Source organism: Flavobacterium aquatile LMG 4008 = ATCC 11947 (assembly GCF_000757385.1).
In the GTDB taxonomy this organism is placed as follows: Bacteria; Bacteroidota; Bacteroidia; order Flavobacteriales; family Flavobacteriaceae; genus Flavobacterium; species Flavobacterium aquatile.
The window spans coordinates 43,955-65,308 of the sequence record NZ_JRHH01000001.1 but is presented as its reverse complement, the minus strand read 5'-3'; the positions used below and the strand labels follow the sequence as shown (position 1 = coordinate 65,308).

Sequence of the window (21,354 nt, the reverse complement as noted above, 5' to 3'; positions counted from 1 at the left end):
AAAAACATGATAAAACTCATGTATAAACAAATTCCAATATACAAAATCCAAATTAGAAAATTTGAATTATAATTACTAAACACTTTTCACTACTTTTGCAATCACAAAATTTGAAAAATGATTATTCCAAAAACAAGAGAAGAAATTGAGTTGATGCGCGAAAGTGCGTTGTTGGTTTCTAAAACATTGGGCGAAATTGCAAAAGTGATTAAGCCAGGTGTAACTACTTTACAATTAGATAAATTAGCCGAAGAATATATAAGAGACAATGGCGGAGTTCCAGGATTTTTAGGAATGTATGGTTTCCCAAATTCGTTGTGTATGAGTCCGAATGCGCAAGTAGTTCACGGAATTCCAAATACTACTCCATTGCAAGAAGGCGATGTTATTTCGGTAGATTGTGGTGTTTTGAAAAACGAATTTTATGGTGACCATGCGTATAGTTTTGAAATTGGCGAAGTAGCTCCGGATGTGAAAAAATTGCTTCAGGTAACTAAAGAAAGCTTGTATGTTGGAATTAGAGAATTTCGCGCTGGAAACCGTGTGGAAGACGTTGGAAATGCTATTCAAAAATATTGTGAAGATCATGGTTATGGCGTGGTTCGTGAGCTTGTTGGTCACGGATTAGGAAAGAAAATGCACGAAGATCCAGAAATGCCAAATTATGGAAAACGCGGTCGTGGAAAAATGTTTGTTGAAGGTATGGTCGTTGCGATTGAACCAATGATTAACATGGGAACAAAAAACATCAAACAATTAAAAGACGGTTGGACAATTCTAACTGCCGATGGAAAACCAAGTGCTCATTTTGAGCATGACGTTGCCTTAATTGACGGAAAACCAGAAATTTTATCGACTTTCAAATACATTTATGATGCATTGGGAATTGTGAGTGATGAGGAAAAGGAGTTTAGAAATCATTATACACTGTAGATTTTACATGAATTTTATTTAATTCACTAAGATTCACAAAAGCGACACAAAGATTCGCGAAAAAATGATAGACGAAAATATAAATAAGATCGATTCTGATTTAGAAGCTATAGCCTATAAAGTTATTGGTCTTGCTATTGAAGTTCATCGAACTCTTGGTCCAGGACTATTAGAATCAGCATATCAAGAATGTTTATTATTTGAGATTACAAATGCAGGTTTAAAAGTTGAGAAAGAAAAACTTTTACCTATTAAATATAAAGACATTGAACTTAATCACGGCTATAAAATCGATCTTTTAATTGAAGATAAATTGGTTATAGAATTGAAGACAGTTGAAAATTTCACAACAGTTCATTACGCTCAAATTTTAACGTATTTAAAACTTGGAAAGTATCCATTAGGATTACTTTTTAACTTTAATTCTAAAATTTTACGAAACAACATAAAACGATTTATAAATACTCCTTCGTGAGACTTTGTGTCTCCTTTGTGAATCTTTGCGAAACAAAAAATGAAGAAACTATTCAAGTTCATATTAAATACTATTCCTCGTCCGATATTGATTCGAATGAGTATTGTCGTGCGGCCTGTTTTGGCATTTTTGCTAAAAGGAAATCGTTTTACTGATCCTATTGACGGAAAAAGCTTTAGAATGTTTTTGCCTTATGGATACGGAAATCAGAGAAATAACGTTCTTTCTCCGAGCACATTATCATTAGAAAGACATCGTTTATTGTGGCTGTATTTACAAAATGAAACCGATTTTTTTACTTCAAAAGAAAAGAAAAAGGTTCTTCATTTTGCACCAGAACAAGAATTTTACAAGCGTTTCAAGAAGCAAGAAAATATCGATTATACTACAACCGATTTACTTTCACCTTTGGCAGATGTAAAAGCAGATATTTGCAATTTGCCATTTGAAGATAATCAATACGATATTATTTTTTGCAACCACGTTTTAGAACACATTCCAGACGATACTAAAGCGATGCAAGAATTGTACAGAGTTTTAAAACCAGGCGGAATGGGAATCTTTCAAATTCCACAAGATTTATCTCGTGCAACAACTTTCTCTGACGACACCATTGTTGACCAAAAAGAACGAGCCAAAATTTTCGGACAATACGATCACGTTCGTGTTTACGGAAGAGATTATTTTGACAAATTAAGAAGCATTGGTTTTAGAGTTATTGAAGAAGATTATACATCTAAACTTTCACCAGAATTAGTCGAAAAATATTGTTTAGCAAAAGGAGAAATTATTCCAGTTTGTTTTAAATAATTCTGATATAAAAAACAAAACCCTGTTAACTTTTACATTAACAGGGTTTTTTTAGTTTTAAAATAAAACCTATTGTTTCGTTTCTGGCATGAGAATCCCAACAACTTTATCTTTCGTTAGATATTTTTTAGCTACATCCTGAATTTCTTTAGCTGTAACACTGTTGATTCTTTCTTCCATTGATAGAACTTCCTCAGCAGACGATGAAAACGTGTAGGCTTTTGTAAAATTACTCAACCAAAATCTGTTTTCTTTACTGTCTTTTTTAAAGTCGGCAATTTCACCTTCTTTAAATTTAGCTACGTCTTTTTCATCTGGACCATTATCGATAATTTTTTGTAATTCATTTAAAGCAGAAGCTGTCAATTTCTCAGCATTTTCTGGTCCGCATGGAAAACCTATATTAAAATTATATGATCCGTTTGGCACTTTATTTAAGCTTCCTCTAGCAGAAACTCCATAAACGCCACTTTCATTTTCTCTTAATTCTTCAATTAATTTTATAGTCAAAACTTCACCCAAAGCTTGAATTGCCATTGCTTCTTTTGGTGAATAAGTTGTGTCACCATAGTACATAATTGTCACATTACTTTTAGGATCTGAACCTTTATTAACTACTTTTTTCAAGTCGCCTTTCAACATTCTGATTCCTAAATCAACTGCTTTTTCTTTAGTTGTATTGGAAGGCAACGACGCAATATATTTTGCAGAATATTCTTCAATTTGTTTATCATCAACATTTCCAACGAAGAAAAATTCGAAATCTGCAGCATTTGCAAAACGCTCTCTATATTTATCATAAGCCAATTTATAATCTGTAGTTGACCATGTTTTTTCGTCAGGGAAAATTCCGATAAATCTTGGGTTTTCTTTCATCAAATAACCATAAAACTCTTGCTGAAAATACACATTAGGTTGCGACGATAAATTCTTGAAAAAAGCCGATTGTTTTTGTTTGTAACTTTCAAAAGCCTCATTATCATAATTCAAATCGGTCATATAAGCATGTGTCATTTGAAATAAATATTCCAAATCTTTTGGCGTTGTGCTTCCTCTTAAACCTTCAGTCACACCGCTGATGTAAGGAGATACATTAGCAATTTTACCCGACATAAATTTGTCAATATCATTTTTCTTTAATCCAGAAAAACCTGCTTCGGTCAAACCACCATTGGCAAACTGAACTTTCTTAATTTCTTCATTACTATATAAATTTGAACCACCAAAACTTATACCTTCCATTAAAACCTCATCGTTTTTAAAATCGGTTTTTTTATACGTCACTTTCGCTCCATTTGATAAAACTAAAGTTGTAGTTCCAAGTTTAGCATTAGTTTCTTTTTTTACAACCGAACCAGTTTTTATCTCTTTTCTAATCAAACTTGAAGCAAGAGCTGTTTCTTTGTAAGCAGTAATATCAGAATCATTTGCATTTAAAACAGCTAAAACTTCAGCTTCGGTAACTTTTTTCAAACCTTCTTTTTCTGGACCAGTTAACAAAACGAATCTATTTTCATCTTTAATGAAATTTTTGATTAATCCATTAGTTTCAGATAAAGTAATTGTAGGAAGCATCTTTTTTACAGCGTCAAATTCCCATTCAATTCCAGGAGCAGGAACACTTTCTAGAAAATAAGATTGGTATTCTGATACAAAATTCACAGAATTGGTTTTATCTTTTTCTTTAAATGATCTTTCGTAATTTGAAATAGTTTCAGCTTTCGCTCTATCTAATTCGCTCTGTGTAAATCCGAATTTCTTTGCTCTGTTATTTTCAGTTACTAAAACTTTTAAGGCATCCAATTGTTTATCTTCAGACATCATTGCAAATGATTGGTATGCTTCTTTTGTTCTAGCATAAGTTCCACCGTGATACGAATATCCGTAAACAAATGGTGGATTTGGAGCATTGGTTAACTCTTGCAATCTGTTATTTAACATAGTAGTAAACAATCCTTTAACCAAGTCATTTCTATAATCATTTACTGTTACAGTAGGTTTTGGTTTCTCCATATCATTGTAAAGAAGTTGCACTTGTGCGTCAGACGATTCTTTATCGGTTTCTATACTAACGAATGTTTCTTTGTGATTTGGAACTTCGTAAACTTTTCGTGGTTTAGCGTTTTTAGGATTTTTATAATTTGCAAAATGAGCAATTACTTTTTTCTCCATTTCGGCAACATCAATATCGCCAACTACGATAACCGACATTAAATCGGGACGATACCAATCTTTATAAAAACTGATTAATTTATCGTAAGTAAACTTTTCTAAAATTTCTTTTTTTCCAATTGGAAGTCGCTCTGCATACTGTGAGTTGTACATCATTTTTGGCAAATAGCGATCCATCATTCGTTTGTCTGCACCAAGACCTAATCTGTATTCTTCAAGAACAACACCGCGTTCTTTATCAATTTCCTCAGGAGTTAAATTGGCATTAAAAGCCCAATCTTCAATAATTTGAAATCCTTTTTCTAACTTTTCAGGACTATCAGATGGAATTGGTAAAAAGTAAACCGTTTCATCAAAACTTGTGTAAGCATTTAAGTGTTGCCCAAATTTTACTCCAATACTTTGCAAATAATCTACCAATTCGTTTTTAGGAAAACGTTTTGTGCCATTAAAACACATATGTTCCATAAAGTGAGCCAAACCTCTTTGCTCATCGGTTTCAAGAATAGATCCTGCGTTGATAACCAATCGCAAATCTACTTTCTTTTCGGGTTTCGAATTCTTTCTAATGTAATACGTTAAGCCGTTTTTAAGTTTACCGGTTTTTACATTAGAATCAAAAGGGATTTTTTCATCTCCTTTAAAATCCTGTGCAACTAATGATAATGGAAATACCATTAAAAAGAGCACTGCTTTTTTAATTTTTTTCATGGTGTATAAATTTATTTGTACTAAATGTATTACATAACTCAAAACCAACTCATTTATTATAAAACATTTAACAAAAATTTACAAAATCATAAATTAGAAATTACTGCTCGGCACAATATTAGATAATAATAATTGTTATATTTACAATTCTTATAATTTACGACTCCAATGCAACATAAATTATTTCTCTTTTTTTCTTTTTTAGTTACATCAATTATTTTCTCCCAAGAAAAAGAAATTAATCCACCATACCATATTAAAACAATCTCCTTTGTTCAAGGCGGACAAAACACCATTCCTATTTTTAGATTTGGTGATACATTTCAACTTCAATTTGATGATTTACATGGAACAGAAGACAATTATTACTACGCCATTACGCATTGTGATTACAACTGGAAAAAATCACAATTATCAAGAAATGAGTATCTTGGAGGTTTCGATGACCAACGAATTATAGATTACACAAATTCGGTTAATGCCTTGCAAATATATTCGCATTACAGAATAAGTTTCCCAAATAGATTCACTCAGTTAAAAGTAAGCGGAAACTACATAATTTCTATTTTAGATGAAAACAGAGATGTTGTTTTTTCTCGCAAAATAATTCTTTATGAAGACCTAGTTTCCGTTCCAATGCAAGTAAAACGCGCACGTGATGTTCGTGATGTAGAACAAAAACACAACATCGAATTCTCAGTGAAATCAACTGTAATTAATTTCCAAAGTCCGCTTCAAAATGTGAAAGTGTTGTTGATGCAAAACGGCCGATTTGACAATGCTATTACCAACATAAAACCGATGTTCACAATTGGTAACGACTTAATTTACAAATACGATAAAGAAACACAGTTTTGGGCTGGAAACGAATATTTATTCTTCGAAAACAAAAATATTCTAGGTGCAAACAACAGCATTGAATATGTAAATTCAACTGGCGGATTATACAATTCCTATCTTTATACTAATGCATCTCGAGCCAAAAATCCATATACTTTTTGGCCAGACATCAATGGAAATTTCTTGGTAAATTCTTTAAATAAAGAAAATCCCGAAATAGAAGCCGATTATGCTTGGGTTTATTTCTCACTTTCCGCACCGGCTTTTTTCGCTAATAAAAGTATTTACATCTCTGGAATGTTCAATAATTATGCGCTCATAGACGAAAACAAAATGGAATACAACCCAAAGAAAAAAGTCTACGAAAAAGCTATAATGATCAAACAAGGATTCACCAACTACAAATATGTAATTGCCGACAGTAAAGGAGAATTAGACGAAGAAAATGAAATCGATGGTAATTTTTATCAAACAGAAAACAACTACAGCGCCATCATTTATTACCGTGAAAATAACCAAAGATACGATCGTGTTATCGGAAAAGGAATCGCAACTTCCGTAGACATAATCAATTAAAAAATCTTTAACAATAAAATCACATTTGTTTATTTAGTATTTTTTGTAACTTTACAAAAAGTTTCACTATGGTTTCTCAAATCACAAGAGGCATAAAAATATCTGTAAATACTAGTTTTGAAGGCACTTACTTCAAAAACTACAAGATACATTTTGCCTTTTCCTACGAGATAACTATTGAAAATCACAGCAAAGATTCGGTACAATTAACATCACGTCACTGGGAAATTTTTGATTCACTAAACGACATAGAAGTAGTTGATGGCGAAGGTGTAATTGGAAAAAAACCAGTTTTAAAACCAGGAGAATCACATACTTACAGTTCGGGTTGCCTTCTTTCATCTCCTCACGGAGCTATGCGCGGATTTTTCAACATGATTAATTTTACTACTACTAAAAACTTTAAAGTAATTGTGCCCACATTTCGCTTGAGCGCACCTTATGCTTTAAATTAATAGTTATTTTTTAGAAGCTATTTCCTGCTATCCATTGCAAGTTTGCTTGTAAAAAACTTTTTTTCTAAGCCAAAAAACATGCTTCTTTGGTCGCAGTTTTTTGTCAAGAAAAAATAGTTTTTTCCTTCACAAAGCTTTCCATTACTATCAGGGCTAAACCAATCATAATCATAAGTGATTTGGGAAAATTTTGTAACTCTTGTTATCAAAAATTTAAAAAAACCTTTGTACTTTTGTATTCTATTAAATAATTCGTAATGACTATAATTTCAATTATTTAAAACTCTAACATTCAAATACAACATATTATGCCAAAAGGTTTCTTTAACGTACCCAAAGCGGTCAACGAACCGGTAAAATCGTATGCTCCAAATTCGCCAGAAAAAGCAGCAGTTTTAGCGGCCTATAAAAAAATGTGGGACGAAACAATTGACGTTCCAATGTACATCGGTTCTGAACAAATTAAAACTGGAAATACCAAAACAATGTCGGCGCCACACGATCACAAGCACATCGTTGGAACCTATCATCTTGCCGAAAAAGCACATGTTGAAAAAGCAATCGCATCAGCATTAGAAGCAAGAAAAAAATGGTCACAAATGCCGTGGGAACACAGAGCAGCCATCTTTTTAAAAGCAGCCGAATTAATTGCTGGACCATACAGAGCAAGAATCAACGCTGCAACCATGATTGCACAATCTAAAACTATTTTCCAAGCCGAAATTGATGCTTCTTGTGAGTTAATTGACTTTTTACGTTACAACGTAGAATTCATGACGCAAATTTACCAAGATCAACCAGCATCGAATTCAGATGTTTGGAATAAAGTAGAATACCGTCCATTAGAAGGATTTATATACGCAATTACACCATTTAACTTTACTGCCATTGCTGCTAATCTTCCTGCGAGTGCGGCTTTAATGGGAAATACTGTAGTTTGGAAACCAAGTGATAGTCAAGTTTTTTCTGCAAAAATTATTATTGATATTTTTAAAGAAGCCGGAGTTCCAGATGGCGTTATCAACGTTGTTTTTGGTGATCCAGTAATGATTACCGATACGATTTTGGCTCATCCAGATTTTGCTGGAGTTCACTACACAGGTTCTACTTTTGTTTTCAAAGAAATTTGGAAAAAAATCGGAAACAACATTCACACATACAAAACTTACCCAAAAATTGTTGGAGAAACAGGCGGAAAAGATTTCGTTTTAGCTCATCCATCAGCTAATGTAAAACAAGTAGTTACTGGAATTACTCGTGGTGCATTCGAATTTCAAGGACAAAAATGTTCGGCAGCATCTCGTGGATACATTCCGCAAAGTTTATGGCCAGCCGTGAAAGAACAATTAATTACTGATGTAAAATCTATGAAAATGGGATCGCCAGAAGATTTTGGTAATTTCATTACAGCAGTAATTCACGAAGGTTCATTTGACAAATTAGCAAAATATATCGATCAGGCGAAAAATGATGCTGATGCAGAAATCATCGTTGGAGGAAATTATGATAAATCGAAAGGATATTTTATTGAACCGACTATTATCGTAACAACAAATCCGAAATACTCGACAATGGAAACTGAACTTTTTGGTCCAGTAATGACGATTTATGTATATGAAGACGCAAAATGGCATGAAACTTTAGCATTAATTGACGGAACTTCTGAATATGCTTTAACTGGAGCCATTTTCAGTCAAGATCGCTATGCAACAGTTGAAGCTACTGAAGCTTTACAAAATGCGGCAGGAAATTTCTACATCAACGACAAACCAACTGGTGCTGTTGTAGGAATGCAACCATTTGGAGGTGCAAGAGCTTCTGGAACTAACGACAAAGCTGGTTCAATGCAAAATTTATTGCGTTGGGTTTCACCAAGAACCATCAAAGAAACTTTTGTAACTCCGGAAGATTATAGATATCCGTTTTTAGGAGAATAAATTTTAAGTAAGAAGCAAAAAAAAGTCCAAATTAATAGTTTGGACTTTTTTGTTTTTATATTTTAAGCTTTAAACTTCAAAGGCAAATGCACTACTTTTTTAGTTTCAAAGAATTCATCTTTAAAAAACTCTGAAATATTATATTCGGTTGCTTTTGGAAAATCTTTTAATTCTTCGGTTAAATCACCACCTTTTAAGTATAAAATTCCGTTTTTAAGTTCGTGTTTATTGGTTTTCTTAATTTTATCTTTTATCCAAGATACAAAATCGGGCATATTGGTAACCGCACGACTTACAATAAAATCGTAATCGCCTTTTACATTTTCGGCTCTAATTTGTTCTGCTTTTACATTTTTCAATTCTAAACCTTCCGCAACAGCTTTAACTACGTTTATCTTTTTCAAGATTACATCAATCAAATAAAATCGAGTTTCTGGAAATAAAATTGCCAATGGAATTCCAGGAAAACCTCCACCTGTTCCAACATCCAAAACATAAGTTCCAGGTTCAAACGGCTGAATCTTCGCAATCGCTAATGAATGTAAAACGTGTTTAGTGTACAATTCATCAATATCTTTTCTAGAAATTACATTGATTTTGGCATTCCAATCGTGGTACAATTCGTTTAGTTTTTCAAATTGCTGCTTCTGTATATCGGTTAGATTTGGAAATTGCTTTAGAATTTCTTCCATGATTTTATTTTTTTTACAAAAGTAAACAATTTGAAAATGTTATTTTTTAAATAATTAACACTTGTGCAATCCTATTAATTTTTATATTTGTAAAAATTATATCTTTTTATGAATACAACAATGCCAACATTCTCTAAACAAGACAGTTTGAAGTTCTTTAGAACATTAAATTCTCGAGTTAATGCTTACTTCAAAGAGAATAAAATTGAAAAAACTGGAAACTGGAAACTACACTTAAAAACTGTCATCCTATTCACCGTTTTTCTTGCGCCTTACTTTTTAATAATCACGCTTACCAATATGCCTTTTTGGGTATTTTTATTGCTGTCAATTGTAACCGGAATCGGAATGGCAGGAATCGGAATGAACGTTATGCACGACGGAAATCACGGTTCGTACTCTAACAAATCCTGGATTAACAAATTTATGGGTGGTAGCATCTATATTTTAGCAGGAAACGTTTATAACTGGCAAGTGCAACACAACGTTTTACATCATACATATACCAATATCCACGGACATGACGAAGATTTAGATGCAGGTCGTGTAATTCGTTTTACACAAGAAGCAGAATGGCACAGATTCCACAAATTCCAACATTATTATTCAGTTTTCTTATACGGATTACTAACCTTCAATTGGGCAATTACTACCGATTTCAAACAGATGAAAGCATATTTAGGAAGAAAATTATCTTACGGTGAAGCGAAAAGTCCTAAAATTTTATGGACAACTTTAATCATCACTAAAGTAATTTATTTCTCCATTTGGTTAGCAATCCCAATGATTTTAGGAATTGTATGGTGGCAAGTTTTAATCGGATTTTTTGTGATGCATTATACTGCTGGTTTGATTTTAAGTATCGTATTCCAATTAGCACATGTCGTTGATGAAACTACCAATCCTGTTCCAAATGCAGATGGCGAAATGGAAAACACGTGGGCAATTCACCAATTGTACACAACGGCGAATTTTGCTCCAAAAAATAAAATTGTAAACTGGTTCACTGGCGGATTAAATCATCAAGTAGAACACCATTTGTTTCCAAATATCAGTCACGTTCACTACGGTAAGATTGCAGAAATTGTAAAAGAAACTGCCAAAGAATGTAACTTACCTTACCACGAATTCAAAACTATGAGAAGTGCCGTTATTGCACATTTCAAACATCTGAAAGATTTAGGACAAAAACCTTTGCTTTCAGCATAAAAAATTAATTCTAAAGACGTATTTTTGTACGTCTTTTTTATTTACAACAATTTACAGCACACAACACAACTATGGAAAATTCATTATCGGATAGAATTAACAATTTATCAACTTCTCAAACACTTGCTATGGCTGCTTTGGCAAGAGAATTAAAAGCACAAGGAAAAGATATTATCAGTTTAAGTTTGGGTGAACCCGATTTTAACACACCCGATTTTATCAAAGAAGCAGCAAAAAAAGCCATCGACGAAAACTACTCAACTTATTCTCCAGTTGATGGATACATGGATTTGAAAGAAGCCATTTGCAGAAAATTCAAAAGAGACAACAATTTAGATTATAAACCAGCAAACGTAGTAGTTTCTACTGGTGCGAAACAATCCTTATACAACGTTGCTCAAGTAATGTTAAATGATGGAGACGAAGTAATTCTTCCAGCGCCATACTGGGTTTCTTACTCAGAAATCGTAAAAATGTCGGGCGGAATTCCAGTAGAAGTTCCAACATCAATCGAAAATGATTTCAAAATCACACCACAACAATTAGAGGCTGCAATCACGCCAAAAACTAAAATGATTTGGTACAGTTCGCCTTGTAATCCGAGTGGTTCTGTTTATTCTCGTGAAGAATTTACAGCCATTGCCGAAGTATTAAAAAAATATCCAAACATCTATATCGTAGCCGACGAAATCTACGAACATATCAATTTCTCAGGTACATTTTGTAGCATTGCTTCCATTCCAGGAATGTTTGAAAGAACGATTACCGTTAACGGAGTTGCCAAAGCTTTCGCCATGACTGGTTGGAGAATTGGTTACATTGGCGCACCAGAATTCATCGCCAAAGCCTGTACAAAAATGCAAGGTCAAGTAACATCTGGAGCAAATTCTATCGCACAAAGAGCAACAATTACAGCAGTTGATGCCGATCCAAGCGTACTTAACGAAATGGTTGCAGCATTCAAAAGTCGTCGCGATTTAGTCGTTGGATTAATCAAAGAAATTCCGGGATTAAAAATCAATGTTCCAGAAGGTGCATTTTATGTTTTTCCAGACGTTTCATCATTCTTCCGAAAAACATTACGCGGCACTTTAATCAACAATGCCGACGATTTCTCTATGTATTTACTTTCAGAAGCCAACGTTGCAACAGTAACTGGTGACGCTTTTGGAAACCCAAATTGCATCCGTTTTTCTTACGCAACCAGCGAAGAATTATTGACCGAAGCAATGAAAAGAATCAAAGAAGTTTTAGCATAAATCACAATTGCCTCAAGTAAAATTGGGGCTTTTTTAATTACAATTTTTATTTGGGCGTTACCTTTCAGGTCGGGCTTTCCGTTGCAATCTTTATTTTTTTAAAGGAAAAAAATAAAGGATTTCCACTGCAATCCCTAACGCAACCATAGAATAAAATACAACATCAGATTTAAAAATGGCAAAAATACTATTATTAGGATCAGGAGAATTAGGTAAAGAATTTGTAATCGCAGCCCAACGAATCGGTCAAACGATAATCGCAGTTGACAATTACGAAAATGCTCCAGCAATGCAAGTCGCACATGATTTTGAAGTAATCAACATGCTTGATGGTTCAGAATTAGATAGAATTATAGCAAAACACCAACCCGATTTCATTGTTCCAGAAATTGAAGCCATAAGAACCGAACGTTTTTATGACTACGAAAAACAAGGAATTACCGTTGTTCCATCAGCGAAAGCGGCAAATTTTACCATGAACAGAAAAGCAATCCGCGATTTGGCTGCCAAAGAACTCGGACTAAAAACGGCCAATTACAGATATGCAACCTCAGCATCAGAATTACAAAAAGCGGTTGAAGAAGTTGGAATTCCGTGTGTAGTAAAACCATTAATGAGTTCGTCTGGAAAAGGACAATCTACTATAAAATCTCAAGAAGATATCGAAAAAGCTTGGAATTACGCAGTCGAAGGTTCGCGTGGTGATGTGGTAGAAGTTATTGTAGAAGCCTTTGTCAAATTCAATTCAGAAATTACTTTATTAACAGTAACTCAAAACAACAATCCTACACTTTTCTGTGCACCAATTGGTCACCGACAAGAACGTGGTGATTATCAAGAAAGCTGGCAACCAGCGAGAATTTCTGACAAAGATTTGTTTGAAGCTCAAGATATGGCAGAAAAAGTTACTGAAGCTCTTGGTGGCGCAGGACTTTTTGGTGTAGAATTTTTCTTAGCTGATGATGGTGTTTATTTTTCAGAATTGTCACCAAGACCACACGATACTGGAATGGTTACACTTGCTGGAACACAGAACTTCAACGAGTTTGAATTGCATCTTCGTGCGATTTTAAGTCTTCCAATTTTCGAAATTACCTTAGAAAAAAATGGAGCTAGTGCAGTAATTTTAGCTTCAAAGAATTCTACAAATCCTACTTTTTCTGGATTAGAAAAAATTACGGCTTTACCAAAAACAGATTTTCGTATCTTTGGAAAACCAACTTCAAGACCTTACCGAAGAATGGGCGTTTCTTTAGTAAATGACACATTGGAAACACCAATTGAAGAAGTGGTTGAGAAAGCAAAAAGCGCGGCGAAATTAATAACTATAAACTATTAAAATAGATATATATGAAATCAATTGTAACCTTATTATTCATCCTAACTTTTAGTTTAGGATTTGCACAAGACAAAAAAGAAACTCCAAAAACAAAAATTGTAGAAGCTTCATGCGGACAATGCCAGTTTGGAATGAAATCTAAAAGTGGCTGTGATTTAGCCGTTAGAATGGACGGAAAAAGCTATTTCGTTGAAGGAACAAAACTAGACGATCATGGCGATGCACATGCTGCGGACGGATTTTGTTCTGCTATAAGAAAAGCAGAAGTTTCGGGAGAAATTGTCAATGATAAATATGTGGCAACTTCATTTAAGTTATTACCACAAGAACAAAAAAAATAATAGTAAAGCGGAATTAATTTTCCGCTTTTTTATTGATTCAACTTCCGAATCACTTTAGCAGGATTTCCAACTGCAAGTGAATTATCTGGAATATCTTTTGTAACAATAGAACCTGCTCCAATTGTTACTCCATTTCCAATTTTTACACCAGGAAGAATTACTGAGTTTCCTCCTATCCAACAATCATTTCCTATAGAAACTGGTTTAGAAAATTCAACTGTTCGTCTTTCAATCGCATCAATCGGATGTGTTGCTGTATAAATTTGAACACCTGGGCCAAAGAAAACATTATCTCCAATTTCAACTTTCATAGTATCTAAAACCACACAATTTACATTAAAATAGACATTTTCACCAGAATGAATATTGTAACCATAATCACAATGAAATGGTGGCTCAATGTAAAGTCTTTTGTGTGCATTTGGCATCAGCTGACGTAAAATGTTTCTTGCATTTCCATTCATTAAATATTCGGTTACATTTAATTTATGTAATAATTTCTTTGCAAAAGTTCTTTCGGAAACTAAAACTTTATCGTTGGCGAAGTATATTTCTCCGTCTAACATTTTTTCTTTTTCGGTTTTCATAATCGATTTAATCAATAAACCAAAGATAGTATTTCTGTAAAATTAAAATTGTATTTTTGATGTAATGAAACCAATTATCCAAAACATCTCCAAAATCATTTCTTTAACTCCAGAAGAAGAAACTTTATTTTTGTCTAAAATAGAAACCAAATATTTTAAAGCCAAAACAATACTTTTAAGTTCGGGCGAGATTTGTAAAGAAGGCTATTTTGTAAATTCGGGACTACTAAGAAGTTTCAATATTAATGACAACATTGTAGAACACGTTTTGAGTTTTGCATGCGAAGGTTGGTGGATTGGAGACATGTATAGTTTGCTTTCGCAAAAACGTGGTAATCTTTTTATTGAAGTTTTAGAAGACTCTGAAGTTGAAGTTTTAAGTAAAGAAAACCAAGAGCAATTGTATCTAGAAATTCCAAAGTTGGAGCGCTTTTTCAGGATATTAATCGAAAATTCCTTAATTGCCAATCAAGAACGATTAATGGATAATTTAAGTTTGACTGCAGAAGAACGATTTGAAAAATTTTGCAAAAAACACCCAACTTTGGTGCAGAAAGTTCCTCAAAAACAAATCGCCTCATTCATTGGTGTTACGCCTGAGTTTTTTAGTAAAATGAAAAGCAAAATGCTTCGAAAATAATTTCTTAACCTACATTAAGTGACTTTTGAGGCTATCGAATGTAAATTTGTATCATAATAATTACTAAATTTATATCACGATGAAAAATACAGTTTTACACAAAGCAAATACAAGAGGACACGCCGATCATGGTTGGTTAAACGCATACCATAGTTTTAGTTTCGCAAGTTGGTACAATCCAGAAAGAGTTCAATTTGGAACCTTACGTGTTTTAAACGACGATACAGTTGCTGCTGGAATGGGCTTTGGAACGCATCCACACGATAATATGGAAATTATTACCATTCCGTTAGAAGGCGATTTGGCACATAAAGACAGTATGGGGAATACTGAAACCATAAAAACTGGTGATGTTCAAGTAATGAGTGCAGGAACTGGAGTGCAACACAGCGAGTTCAATCCAAATGCTGATCAACGAACAAAATTATTTCAAATTTGGTTGTTTCCTAAAGTTCGAAATGTAGAACCGAGATACCAACAAATTACTTTAGATGTAACCAAACAAAAAAATAATTTTGCTCAAATTCTTTCTCCAAATGCCGACGATGAAGGAGTTTGGATTCATCAAGATGCTTGGTTTCATTTAGCTGATTTTGACAAAGATTTCTCTAAAACGTATCAAATTAAAAAAGCTGGAAACGGAATGTACGTTTTTGTAATCTCAGGAACAATAACTGTTGACGGACAAGAACTAGAAACTCGCGATGGATTGGGAATTACAGACTTTGAAACATTAGAAATAAAAGCTTCAACAGACGCTAAGTTTTTATTGATGGAAATTCCAATGGAACAATAACTAGATATTAGATATAAAATAATAATAACCGCAAATTTTCGAATTACCTATTTTGCGAATTTGCAGTAAAAAAATAAAACCATGAACGATGTACAATTAAAAATCAATGATAAAAACGGTGTTTTTTACATTGATGTTGATGGAAAACACGAAGCAATGATGACCTTTGTTTTTGCTGGCGAAGACAAAATCATTATTGATCATACCGAAGTAAATCCGGGAAACGAAGGAAAAGGTTTTGGTAAAAAAATGGTAGTAAAAGCGGTTGAATATGCTCGCGATAAAGGCATCAAAATAATTCCGCTTTGTCCATTTGCCAAAAGTGTTTTCGATAAAACTCCAGAATTTAGAGACGTATTATAATTATGGCAAACTTATTAGAAAACGACATCACAGGAAGCATTGGAACACAAAAATATTTGTGCAAAATTTCATGGCGCAATGGTGAATTCCTGATGGACGAACCCGAAAGTATCGAAGGAAAAGACCTTGGTCCAGATCCATACACAACACTTTTGGCTTCATTAGCTGGCTGTACTTTATCCACTTTACGAATGTATATTGACAGAAAGGGTTGGGATATTCCTGAAATAAATATTGTACTAAATATGTCTCAGGAAAATTCGCCAGAACTAGAAACAACCATTTCAAGAAGCCTTTCTTTTTCAACAGAAATCTCTGACGAACAAAAAGAACGATTGCTCTTAATTGCCGAAAAATGTCCGGTTTCTAAAATTTTAAAAAATAAAATAACCATAAATACCCAACTATAACTATGGACGCTAACGATTTAACCAAAGAATACAGCAATGGCGAAGTAACAATTGTCTGGAAAAATAACTTGTGTATTCATGCCGCACAATGCGTGAAAAACAATCCCGATGTTTTTAAACCAAAAGAAAAACCCTGGATTACGCCCGAAAATTCTACGACTGATAAAATAATTGAAACCGTAAAAAAATGTCCTTCGGGCGCACTTACTTACTATTTAAACAATGAAACAACCGCCTAAATGGAAATTTGCCATAATGGTTTGGATCGCAATATATCCTGCAATCACCTTGGCTTCGTTCCTACTTGGAGATAGCATTCAAAACCTACCATTAGCAATTCGAACATTAATCATGACAGGAATTTTAGTTCCGTTAATGGTATTTATATTATTACCTTTACTGGGAAAAATTATGAAAAACTGGTTACACAAATAATATGACAAAAAAAATACTCACTTTCGGAGCTTCATCAAGCAAAAAATCCATCAACAAACAACTTGCAACATACGCGGCCAATTTATTTAAAAATGCTAAAGTTGAACTTTTAGACCTCAACGATTTCGAAATGCCAATCTATTCTATGGACAAAGAAAAAGAAGATGGAATTCCGCAATTGGCACACGATTTCTATGAAAAAATTGGTGAATCCGATTTAATTGTCATCTCCTTTGCCGAACATAATGGCGCCTATTCATCAGCTTTTAAGAACATTTTCGACTGGATGTCGCGCATCAACAGAAAAACTTTTCAAGAAAAACCAGTGCTTTTACTAGCAACTTCTCCTGGCGCTCGCGGCGGAAGTTCGGTTTTAGAAATCGCCAACAAACGCTTTCCGTTTCAAGGTGCAATAGTAAAAGGTAGCTTTTCTTTGCCAAGCTTCAACGACAATTTCGATGCCGAAAAAGGAATAACCAACGAAGATTTGAAAAAGGATTTACTTAAAATTGTAGATTCCATCGAATACTAAATTCATCCAAACATACTTAAAAGTGATATTGTAAAAAGTATCACTTTTTTTATTTGTACAATTATCATTAGAAGCTAATCCAGCTATACGCTGCAAGTTTTTACAAAGAAGCACCATTTTTCTAAGCCATAAAAGGAGCTTCTATGGGCGCTCTTTTATGTCAAGAAAAATTGGCACTTCTTTGTAAAAAGCTTTTCGCTACTATCTGGGCTAAACTTTAGCATAACAACAACCATTTCTTAATCTAGGTTAAGTAATGCATCTTTACAACGGTTGTAACTTTGTACCATCAAATTAAAAAAATAAAATTAAAAAAATAAAATTATGGCAACAACTAAATGGACAATCGATCCAACACACTCAGAAGTAGGTTTCAAAGTAAAACACATGATGTTTACCAATGTATCAGGTCAATTTGATACTTATGATGCAACAATTACAACCGAAGACTTCGATTTTTCAACTGCTTCAATTGAATTTTCAGCCAATATCGATTCAATAAACACTGGTAATTCAGATAGAGATAATCACTTAAAAAGTGCTGACTTTTTTGATGCCGAAAAAAATCCAAAACTAACTTTCGTTTCATCATCATTAGTAAAAAAAGGTGACGATTACGAATTAGCAGGAGAATTATCACTTAACGGAATTACAAAAACCGTAAAACTAGATACAGAAGTAAGCGGATTATTAAAAGATCCATGGGGAAACACCAAAGTAGGATTGAATGCTACTGGAAAAATAAACCGTACTGATTTTGGTTTAACCTGGAATTCTGCTCTTGAAACAGGTGGTGTTTTAGTAAGCGAAGAAGTGAAATTAAACATCGAATTACAATTTTTACAACAATAAATACTTTTTTGATTAGATGAAAAAGCCCTGAATTTCGTAATGAAGTTCAGGGTTTTTGTTTTACTATTATTTTTAATACTACTTTTTCTTCATCGTAGTATTTTCAAATGTAGAAACATCAATTACTTCTTCATTATCAACATCAAACGAAACTTTAATACTATCACCAACAATAGTCACCGGCAATTGATTGGATATTTGCGATGAACCTACAAAAATATTTGGATAATCTTTTGTTGTAAAATAGTAAAAACTATTTCCGTTTTTCACATCGTTTGTAATTCTAGTTACTACCGTTTTTAATTGTTTTTTATTGGTTAAGCTAGACGAATTCAATTTGCTTCCAGTCATGTTGTACGCACTTTTAAACGAAGTTAACGCTTCACGCATCGAGTTTCCAACGCCAACTATGGTATAATCACTTATGGCAACCATGGCATACATTTTTACCAAACCTCCATCGTCTTTTAATGTCATTACATAGGTTGGAATATTGTTAATGTTATATGGAATTGGCAATGACGATTTGTATCCTTTTTCCTGAACTTTTCCTTCTGCCGAACCTTGCGCTGCAAATTCTGTGGCGCCACTTTGTTTGTAAAATGTTGTTTCTTTAGTTCGAGTATCCACCAAAACAAATCCAACAGCTGATTCCTCTTTTCCTACAGAAGTCAATCCGGTGTACCAATACGATTTGTTGTTTTCACCATAAATCAAGGTCAATCCTTCTGTAGTTTGTAATTTATCAGCATTCGAAAAATTCCAATAACCATGAACGTATTTTCCCCAATCGTTCAATTGATCTTCAATAAAATCAATAGGTTGCACTCTGTCAACCCATTTTGGAGCTTCTGCTATTTTGTAATCGGTCATAGTTCCAGTTTGAGCATCAACAACTACAATTCCGATGGCATCATTTCCGGCAAAACCAATTTTTTTGTTATATTTTGTTGCAACCCAAAACGGATTTCCTTTATCGTCAATTTCAAACGTGTAGTCGGCCAATCCGACAGTGGCATAACCATTAAAATATAAATGACGTTCTATTTGACTTCCAAAAAAAGCTTCGGGTTGGTATTTAATTTTGATGTTTTTTCCAGCAATATTCTGAACCAATTTCACATCGCGCTCGTTGGTTGCAGAAACCATAACATAACCAGCAGTTCCTTCTTGATTATTGATCCATTTGAAAAAACCTGAATGCAAAAGTGGTGCAACCCAATATAAATCTTCACCTACTTTTTGAATACAAAAATGGCCTAACTCCACCTGACTTCCCAAAGCTGGTTGCGAACCCAATATTTTTTCACCAAGCAAATACGCTAAATTTTCATCAACCACACGAATTTCATCAATAGAAATCGGAGCAATATGATTGGAAATCTTTGTTCCATCAGCTACTTTTCCTATCAAATTTTTATAAGCTTGACTTCGAAACATTGGAAGACTAGTGAATAACGGAAACACAATCATATAAAACAAAAGCAAACCAATTAGTACAAAAAAGATTTTGCTTGGTTTTTCAACCAATTGAATTTTCTTTTCATTCACCACTTTAAATCGTGTGAAAATAAAAACTCCAATTACTGTAATTACTAAAAGAATAATTGGCAAAGCAATAAATCCGTAATTCAATACAGGAAGATTAAGATAAAACAGTAAAAAAGCAACAATAACTAGTAGTAGAATAGCTTTAATTTTTTTCATGACTGGGTTGATTTTTGTTCTCTTATTAGACGTAAATGTTAAAATAAAGTTACAATATGAATTTTTTTTAAACAGTTTATGTTTTGAAACTTTGAAATAGCATCAATAAAGAGTGCCAAATAGCCTCGATTGCAATGGAAATCCTTTTCTTTTTTTAAGAAAAAAAAAGAAAAGATTGGAATGGAAAGCGGGAAAATGGAAACCAAAAAATGCCTAAACGATTGCGCTCCTAAAAAAAATACTATTTTTGCATCAGTTTTAATCCATCAACTTTTAAAATAGAAAAAATGAAAGCATACATATTTCCTGGACAAGGCGCACAATTCTCGGGCATGGGAAAAGACTTATACGAAACTTCAGCAGTAGCAAAAGAATTATTCGAAAAAGCCAATGAAATTTTGGGTTTTAGAATCACCGACATCATGTTTGAAGGCACAGCCGAAGAATTAAAAGAAACCAAAGTTACACAACCAGCGGTTTTTTTACACTCGGTTATTTTGGCTAAAACATTGGAAAATTTTAAACCCGAAATGGTTGCCGGACATTCCTTAGGCGAATTTTCTGCACTTGTAGCAAATGGTGCATTATCATTTGAAGACGGATTAAAATTGGTTTCACAAAGAGCCATCGCAATGCAAAAAGCCTGCGAGATTACACCATCAACAATGGCAGCAGTTTTGGGCTTAGCCGATGAAAAAGTTGAAGAAGTTTGCGCTTCTATCGACGGAATTGTTGTTGCTGCAAATTATAACTGTCCGGGACAATTAGTAATTTCTGGAGAATTTAAAGCAGTAGAAAAAGCTTGCGAAGCTATGAAAGAAGCTGGCGCAAAAAGAGCGTTGTTGTTACCAGTTGGTGGCGCATTTCACTCACCTATGATGGAACCAGCAAGAGAGGAATTGGCAGCAGCAATTGAAGCAACCACTTTTTCAACTCCAATTTGCCCAGTGTATCAAAATGTAACTGCAAGCGCGGTTTCTGATGCTGATGAGATTAAGAAAAACTTAATAATCCAATTGACAGCACCAGTAAAATGGACGCAATCGGTGCAACAAATGATAAAAGACGGAGCAACATTATTTACAGAAGTTGGACCAGGAAAAGTATTGGTTGGATTGGTAAATAAAATTGATAAAGAAGTAGCTACGCATTCGGCATAGGATTTCTACTTTACTATTTTACAGTAAAACATCAGTACTATTATTTTAGTACTGATGTTTTTTTGTTTCATTAAATTTAAACTTGTTCAAAAATTGATAAATTTCATTTAAAAATTGATAAAA

The 21,354-nt window shown here is 33.6% G+C and carries 23 protein-coding genes; 19 read left to right on the top strand and 4 right to left on the bottom strand.

Annotated features, from left to right (window positions below; all coding sequences use genetic code 11):
- Positions 1-117 precede the first annotated feature (117 nt).
- From map to LG45_RS00310, 3 genes are all read left to right on the top strand, one after another.
- Positions 118-933 carry a type I methionyl aminopeptidase gene (gene map, locus LG45_RS00320; RefSeq protein ID WP_035123304.1) on the top strand — a complete coding sequence of 272 codons (816 nt, stop codon included), beginning with the start codon at positions 118-120 and terminating at the stop codon, positions 931-933.
- A 64-nt stretch (positions 934-997) separates the two neighbouring features.
- Complete coding sequence (locus LG45_RS00315) at positions 998-1,408, top strand: GxxExxY protein (protein WP_052087425.1); 411 nt, start codon at positions 998-1,000, stop codon at positions 1,406-1,408.
- 39 nt (positions 1,409-1,447) lie between these two features.
- Complete coding sequence (locus LG45_RS00310) at positions 1,448-2,218, top strand: class I SAM-dependent methyltransferase (protein WP_035123302.1); 771 nt, start codon at positions 1,448-1,450, stop codon at positions 2,216-2,218.
- Between the two features lie 69 nt (positions 2,219-2,287).
- Here the strand turns inward: LG45_RS00310 and LG45_RS00305 are convergent, their stop codons facing one another.
- Positions 2,288-5,101, bottom strand: a complete 2,814-nt coding sequence (locus LG45_RS00305) for a M16 family metallopeptidase (protein WP_035123300.1) — start codon at positions 5,099-5,101, stop codon at positions 2,288-2,290.
- A gap of 168 nt (positions 5,102-5,269) precedes the next feature.
- On the opposite strand from LG45_RS00305, the gene LG45_RS00300 reads away from it, so the two are divergent.
- The 3 genes from LG45_RS00300 to pruA all read left to right on the top strand — a co-directional run bounded on the left by LG45_RS00300 (position 5,270) and on the right by pruA (position 8,909).
- On the top strand, positions 5,270-6,517 hold the full coding sequence (locus LG45_RS00300; RefSeq protein WP_035123299.1) for a type IX secretion system plug protein: 1,248 nt from the start codon (positions 5,270-5,272) through the stop codon (positions 6,515-6,517).
- Positions 6,518-6,585: 68 nt separating this feature from the next.
- Positions 6,586-6,972: a Co2+/Mg2+ efflux protein ApaG gene (gene apaG, locus LG45_RS00295; RefSeq protein WP_035123297.1), complete on the top strand. Its 387-nt coding sequence runs from the start codon at positions 6,586-6,588 to the stop codon at positions 6,970-6,972.
- A gap of 308 nt (positions 6,973-7,280) precedes the next feature.
- Positions 7,281-8,909, top strand: coding sequence for an L-glutamate gamma-semialdehyde dehydrogenase (gene pruA, locus LG45_RS00290; protein WP_035123296.1), 1,629 nt, complete (start codon positions 7,281-7,283; stop codon positions 8,907-8,909).
- 62 nt (positions 8,910-8,971) lie between these two features.
- Here pruA and rsmG read toward each other — a convergent pair whose 3' ends face one another.
- Positions 8,972-9,601 (bottom strand): 16S rRNA (guanine(527)-N(7))-methyltransferase RsmG, encoded by a 630-nt coding sequence (gene rsmG, locus LG45_RS00285; protein WP_035123294.1) that lies wholly within the window; start codon positions 9,599-9,601, stop codon positions 8,972-8,974.
- Between the two features lie 108 nt (positions 9,602-9,709).
- Between rsmG and LG45_RS00280 the strand changes: the two genes are divergently transcribed.
- The 4 genes from LG45_RS00280 (at position 9,710) to LG45_RS00265 (ending at position 13,749) form a co-directional block, all read left to right on the top strand.
- Positions 9,710-10,810 (top strand): fatty acid desaturase family protein, encoded by a 1,101-nt coding sequence (locus LG45_RS00280; protein ID WP_035123292.1) that lies wholly within the window; start codon positions 9,710-9,712, stop codon positions 10,808-10,810.
- A gap of 71 nt (positions 10,811-10,881) precedes the next feature.
- Complete coding sequence (locus LG45_RS00275) at positions 10,882-12,069, top strand: pyridoxal phosphate-dependent aminotransferase (RefSeq protein ID WP_035123291.1); 1,188 nt, start codon at positions 10,882-10,884, stop codon at positions 12,067-12,069.
- A gap of 175 nt (positions 12,070-12,244) precedes the next feature.
- Positions 12,245-13,408, top strand: coding sequence for a formate-dependent phosphoribosylglycinamide formyltransferase (gene purT / locus LG45_RS00270; RefSeq protein WP_035123289.1), 1,164 nt, complete (start codon positions 12,245-12,247; stop codon positions 13,406-13,408).
- An 11-nt stretch (positions 13,409-13,419) separates the two neighbouring features.
- The gene (locus tag LG45_RS00265; protein ID WP_035123287.1) at positions 13,420-13,749 is read left to right on the top strand and encodes a DUF6370 family protein; all 330 of its coding nucleotides are present in this window, start codon (positions 13,420-13,422) and stop codon (positions 13,747-13,749) included.
- A gap of 29 nt (positions 13,750-13,778) precedes the next feature.
- Here the strand turns inward: LG45_RS00265 and LG45_RS00260 are convergent, their stop codons facing one another.
- Positions 13,779-14,336, bottom strand: coding sequence for a sugar O-acetyltransferase (locus tag LG45_RS00260; RefSeq protein WP_035123285.1), 558 nt, complete (start codon positions 14,334-14,336; stop codon positions 13,779-13,781).
- 64 nt (positions 14,337-14,400) lie between these two features.
- On the opposite strand from LG45_RS00260, the gene LG45_RS00255 reads away from it, so the two are divergent.
- From LG45_RS00255 to LG45_RS00220, 8 genes are all read left to right on the top strand, one after another.
- Positions 14,401-14,976, top strand: coding sequence for a Crp/Fnr family transcriptional regulator (locus tag LG45_RS00255; protein WP_035123283.1), 576 nt, complete (start codon positions 14,401-14,403; stop codon positions 14,974-14,976).
- Between the two features lie 79 nt (positions 14,977-15,055).
- Entirely contained in the window at positions 15,056-15,772 is a 717-nt protein-coding gene (locus LG45_RS00250; RefSeq protein ID WP_035123282.1) for a pirin family protein, read from the top strand.
- Positions 15,773-15,853: 81 nt separating this feature from the next.
- Entirely contained in the window at positions 15,854-16,135 is a 282-nt protein-coding gene (locus LG45_RS00245; protein WP_035123280.1) for a GNAT family N-acetyltransferase, read from the top strand.
- A 2-nt stretch (positions 16,136-16,137) separates the two neighbouring features.
- On the top strand, positions 16,138-16,545 hold the full coding sequence (locus tag LG45_RS00240; protein WP_035123278.1) for an OsmC family protein: 408 nt from the start codon (positions 16,138-16,140) through the stop codon (positions 16,543-16,545).
- A gap of 2 nt (positions 16,546-16,547) precedes the next feature.
- A complete protein-coding gene (locus tag LG45_RS00235) occupies positions 16,548-16,784 on the top strand; it encodes a (4Fe-4S)-binding protein (RefSeq protein ID WP_035123276.1) in 237 nt (78 codons plus the stop codon).
- A complete protein-coding gene (locus LG45_RS00230) occupies positions 16,768-16,980 on the top strand; it encodes a putative antibiotic biosynthesis monooxygenase (RefSeq protein WP_052087424.1) in 213 nt (70 codons plus the stop codon). Before LG45_RS00235 ends, LG45_RS00230 begins: the two co-directional genes overlap by 17 nt.
- 1 nt (position 16,981) lies before the next feature.
- Entirely contained in the window at positions 16,982-17,512 is a 531-nt protein-coding gene (locus tag LG45_RS00225; RefSeq protein ID WP_035123274.1) for an NADPH-dependent FMN reductase, read from the top strand.
- A gap of 324 nt (positions 17,513-17,836) precedes the next feature.
- A complete protein-coding gene (locus tag LG45_RS00220) occupies positions 17,837-18,364 on the top strand; it encodes a YceI family protein (RefSeq protein ID WP_035123272.1) in 528 nt (175 codons plus the stop codon).
- A gap of 78 nt (positions 18,365-18,442) precedes the next feature.
- Here LG45_RS00220 and LG45_RS00215 read toward each other — a convergent pair whose 3' ends face one another.
- Positions 18,443-20,071: a hypothetical protein gene (locus tag LG45_RS00215; protein WP_035123270.1), complete on the bottom strand. Its 1,629-nt coding sequence runs from the start codon at positions 20,069-20,071 to the stop codon at positions 18,443-18,445.
- A 287-nt stretch (positions 20,072-20,358) separates the two neighbouring features.
- Here LG45_RS00215 and fabD point away from each other — a divergent pair, with 287 nt between their 5' ends.
- The gene (fabD, locus tag LG45_RS00210) at positions 20,359-21,231 is read left to right on the top strand and encodes an ACP S-malonyltransferase (RefSeq protein WP_035123268.1); all 873 of its coding nucleotides are present in this window, start codon (positions 20,359-20,361) and stop codon (positions 21,229-21,231) included.
- Positions 21,232-21,354 lie beyond the last annotated feature (123 nt).

Coding starts and splice junctions, on each gene's coding strand:
- map (WP_035123304.1), top strand. CDS start 118: ATGATTATTCCAAAAACAAGAGAAGAAATTGAGTTGATGCGCGAAAGT.
- LG45_RS00315 (WP_052087425.1), top strand. CDS start 998: ATGATAGACGAAAATATAAATAAGATCGATTCTGATTTAGAAGCTATA.
- LG45_RS00310 (WP_035123302.1), top strand. CDS start 1,448: ATGAAGAAACTATTCAAGTTCATATTAAATACTATTCCTCGTCCGATA.
- LG45_RS00305 (WP_035123300.1), bottom strand. CDS start 5,101: ATGAAAAAAATTAAAAAAGCAGTGCTCTTTTTAATGGTATTTCCATTA.
- LG45_RS00300 (WP_035123299.1), top strand. CDS start 5,270: ATGCAACATAAATTATTTCTCTTTTTTTCTTTTTTAGTTACATCAATT.
- apaG (WP_035123297.1), top strand. CDS start 6,586: ATGGTTTCTCAAATCACAAGAGGCATAAAAATATCTGTAAATACTAGT.
- pruA (WP_035123296.1), top strand. CDS start 7,281: ATGCCAAAAGGTTTCTTTAACGTACCCAAAGCGGTCAACGAACCGGTA.
- rsmG (WP_035123294.1), bottom strand. CDS start 9,601: ATGGAAGAAATTCTAAAGCAATTTCCAAATCTAACCGATATACAGAAG.
- LG45_RS00280 (WP_035123292.1), top strand. CDS start 9,710: ATGAATACAACAATGCCAACATTCTCTAAACAAGACAGTTTGAAGTTC.
- LG45_RS00275 (WP_035123291.1), top strand. CDS start 10,882: ATGGAAAATTCATTATCGGATAGAATTAACAATTTATCAACTTCTCAA.
- purT (WP_035123289.1), top strand. CDS start 12,245: ATGGCAAAAATACTATTATTAGGATCAGGAGAATTAGGTAAAGAATTT.
- LG45_RS00265 (WP_035123287.1), top strand. CDS start 13,420: ATGAAATCAATTGTAACCTTATTATTCATCCTAACTTTTAGTTTAGGA.
- LG45_RS00260 (WP_035123285.1), bottom strand. CDS start 14,336: ATGAAAACCGAAAAAGAAAAAATGTTAGACGGAGAAATATACTTCGCC.
- LG45_RS00255 (WP_035123283.1), top strand. CDS start 14,401: ATGAAACCAATTATCCAAAACATCTCCAAAATCATTTCTTTAACTCCA.
- LG45_RS00250 (WP_035123282.1), top strand. CDS start 15,056: ATGAAAAATACAGTTTTACACAAAGCAAATACAAGAGGACACGCCGAT.
- LG45_RS00245 (WP_035123280.1), top strand. CDS start 15,854: ATGAACGATGTACAATTAAAAATCAATGATAAAAACGGTGTTTTTTAC.
- LG45_RS00240 (WP_035123278.1), top strand. CDS start 16,138: ATGGCAAACTTATTAGAAAACGACATCACAGGAAGCATTGGAACACAA.
- LG45_RS00235 (WP_035123276.1), top strand. CDS start 16,548: ATGGACGCTAACGATTTAACCAAAGAATACAGCAATGGCGAAGTAACA.
- LG45_RS00230 (WP_052087424.1), top strand. CDS start 16,768: ATGAAACAACCGCCTAAATGGAAATTTGCCATAATGGTTTGGATCGCA.
- LG45_RS00225 (WP_035123274.1), top strand. CDS start 16,982: ATGACAAAAAAAATACTCACTTTCGGAGCTTCATCAAGCAAAAAATCC.
- LG45_RS00220 (WP_035123272.1), top strand. CDS start 17,837: ATGGCAACAACTAAATGGACAATCGATCCAACACACTCAGAAGTAGGT.
- LG45_RS00215 (WP_035123270.1), bottom strand. CDS start 20,071: ATGAAAAAAATTAAAGCTATTCTACTACTAGTTATTGTTGCTTTTTTA.
- fabD (WP_035123268.1), top strand. CDS start 20,359: ATGAAAGCATACATATTTCCTGGACAAGGCGCACAATTCTCGGGCATG.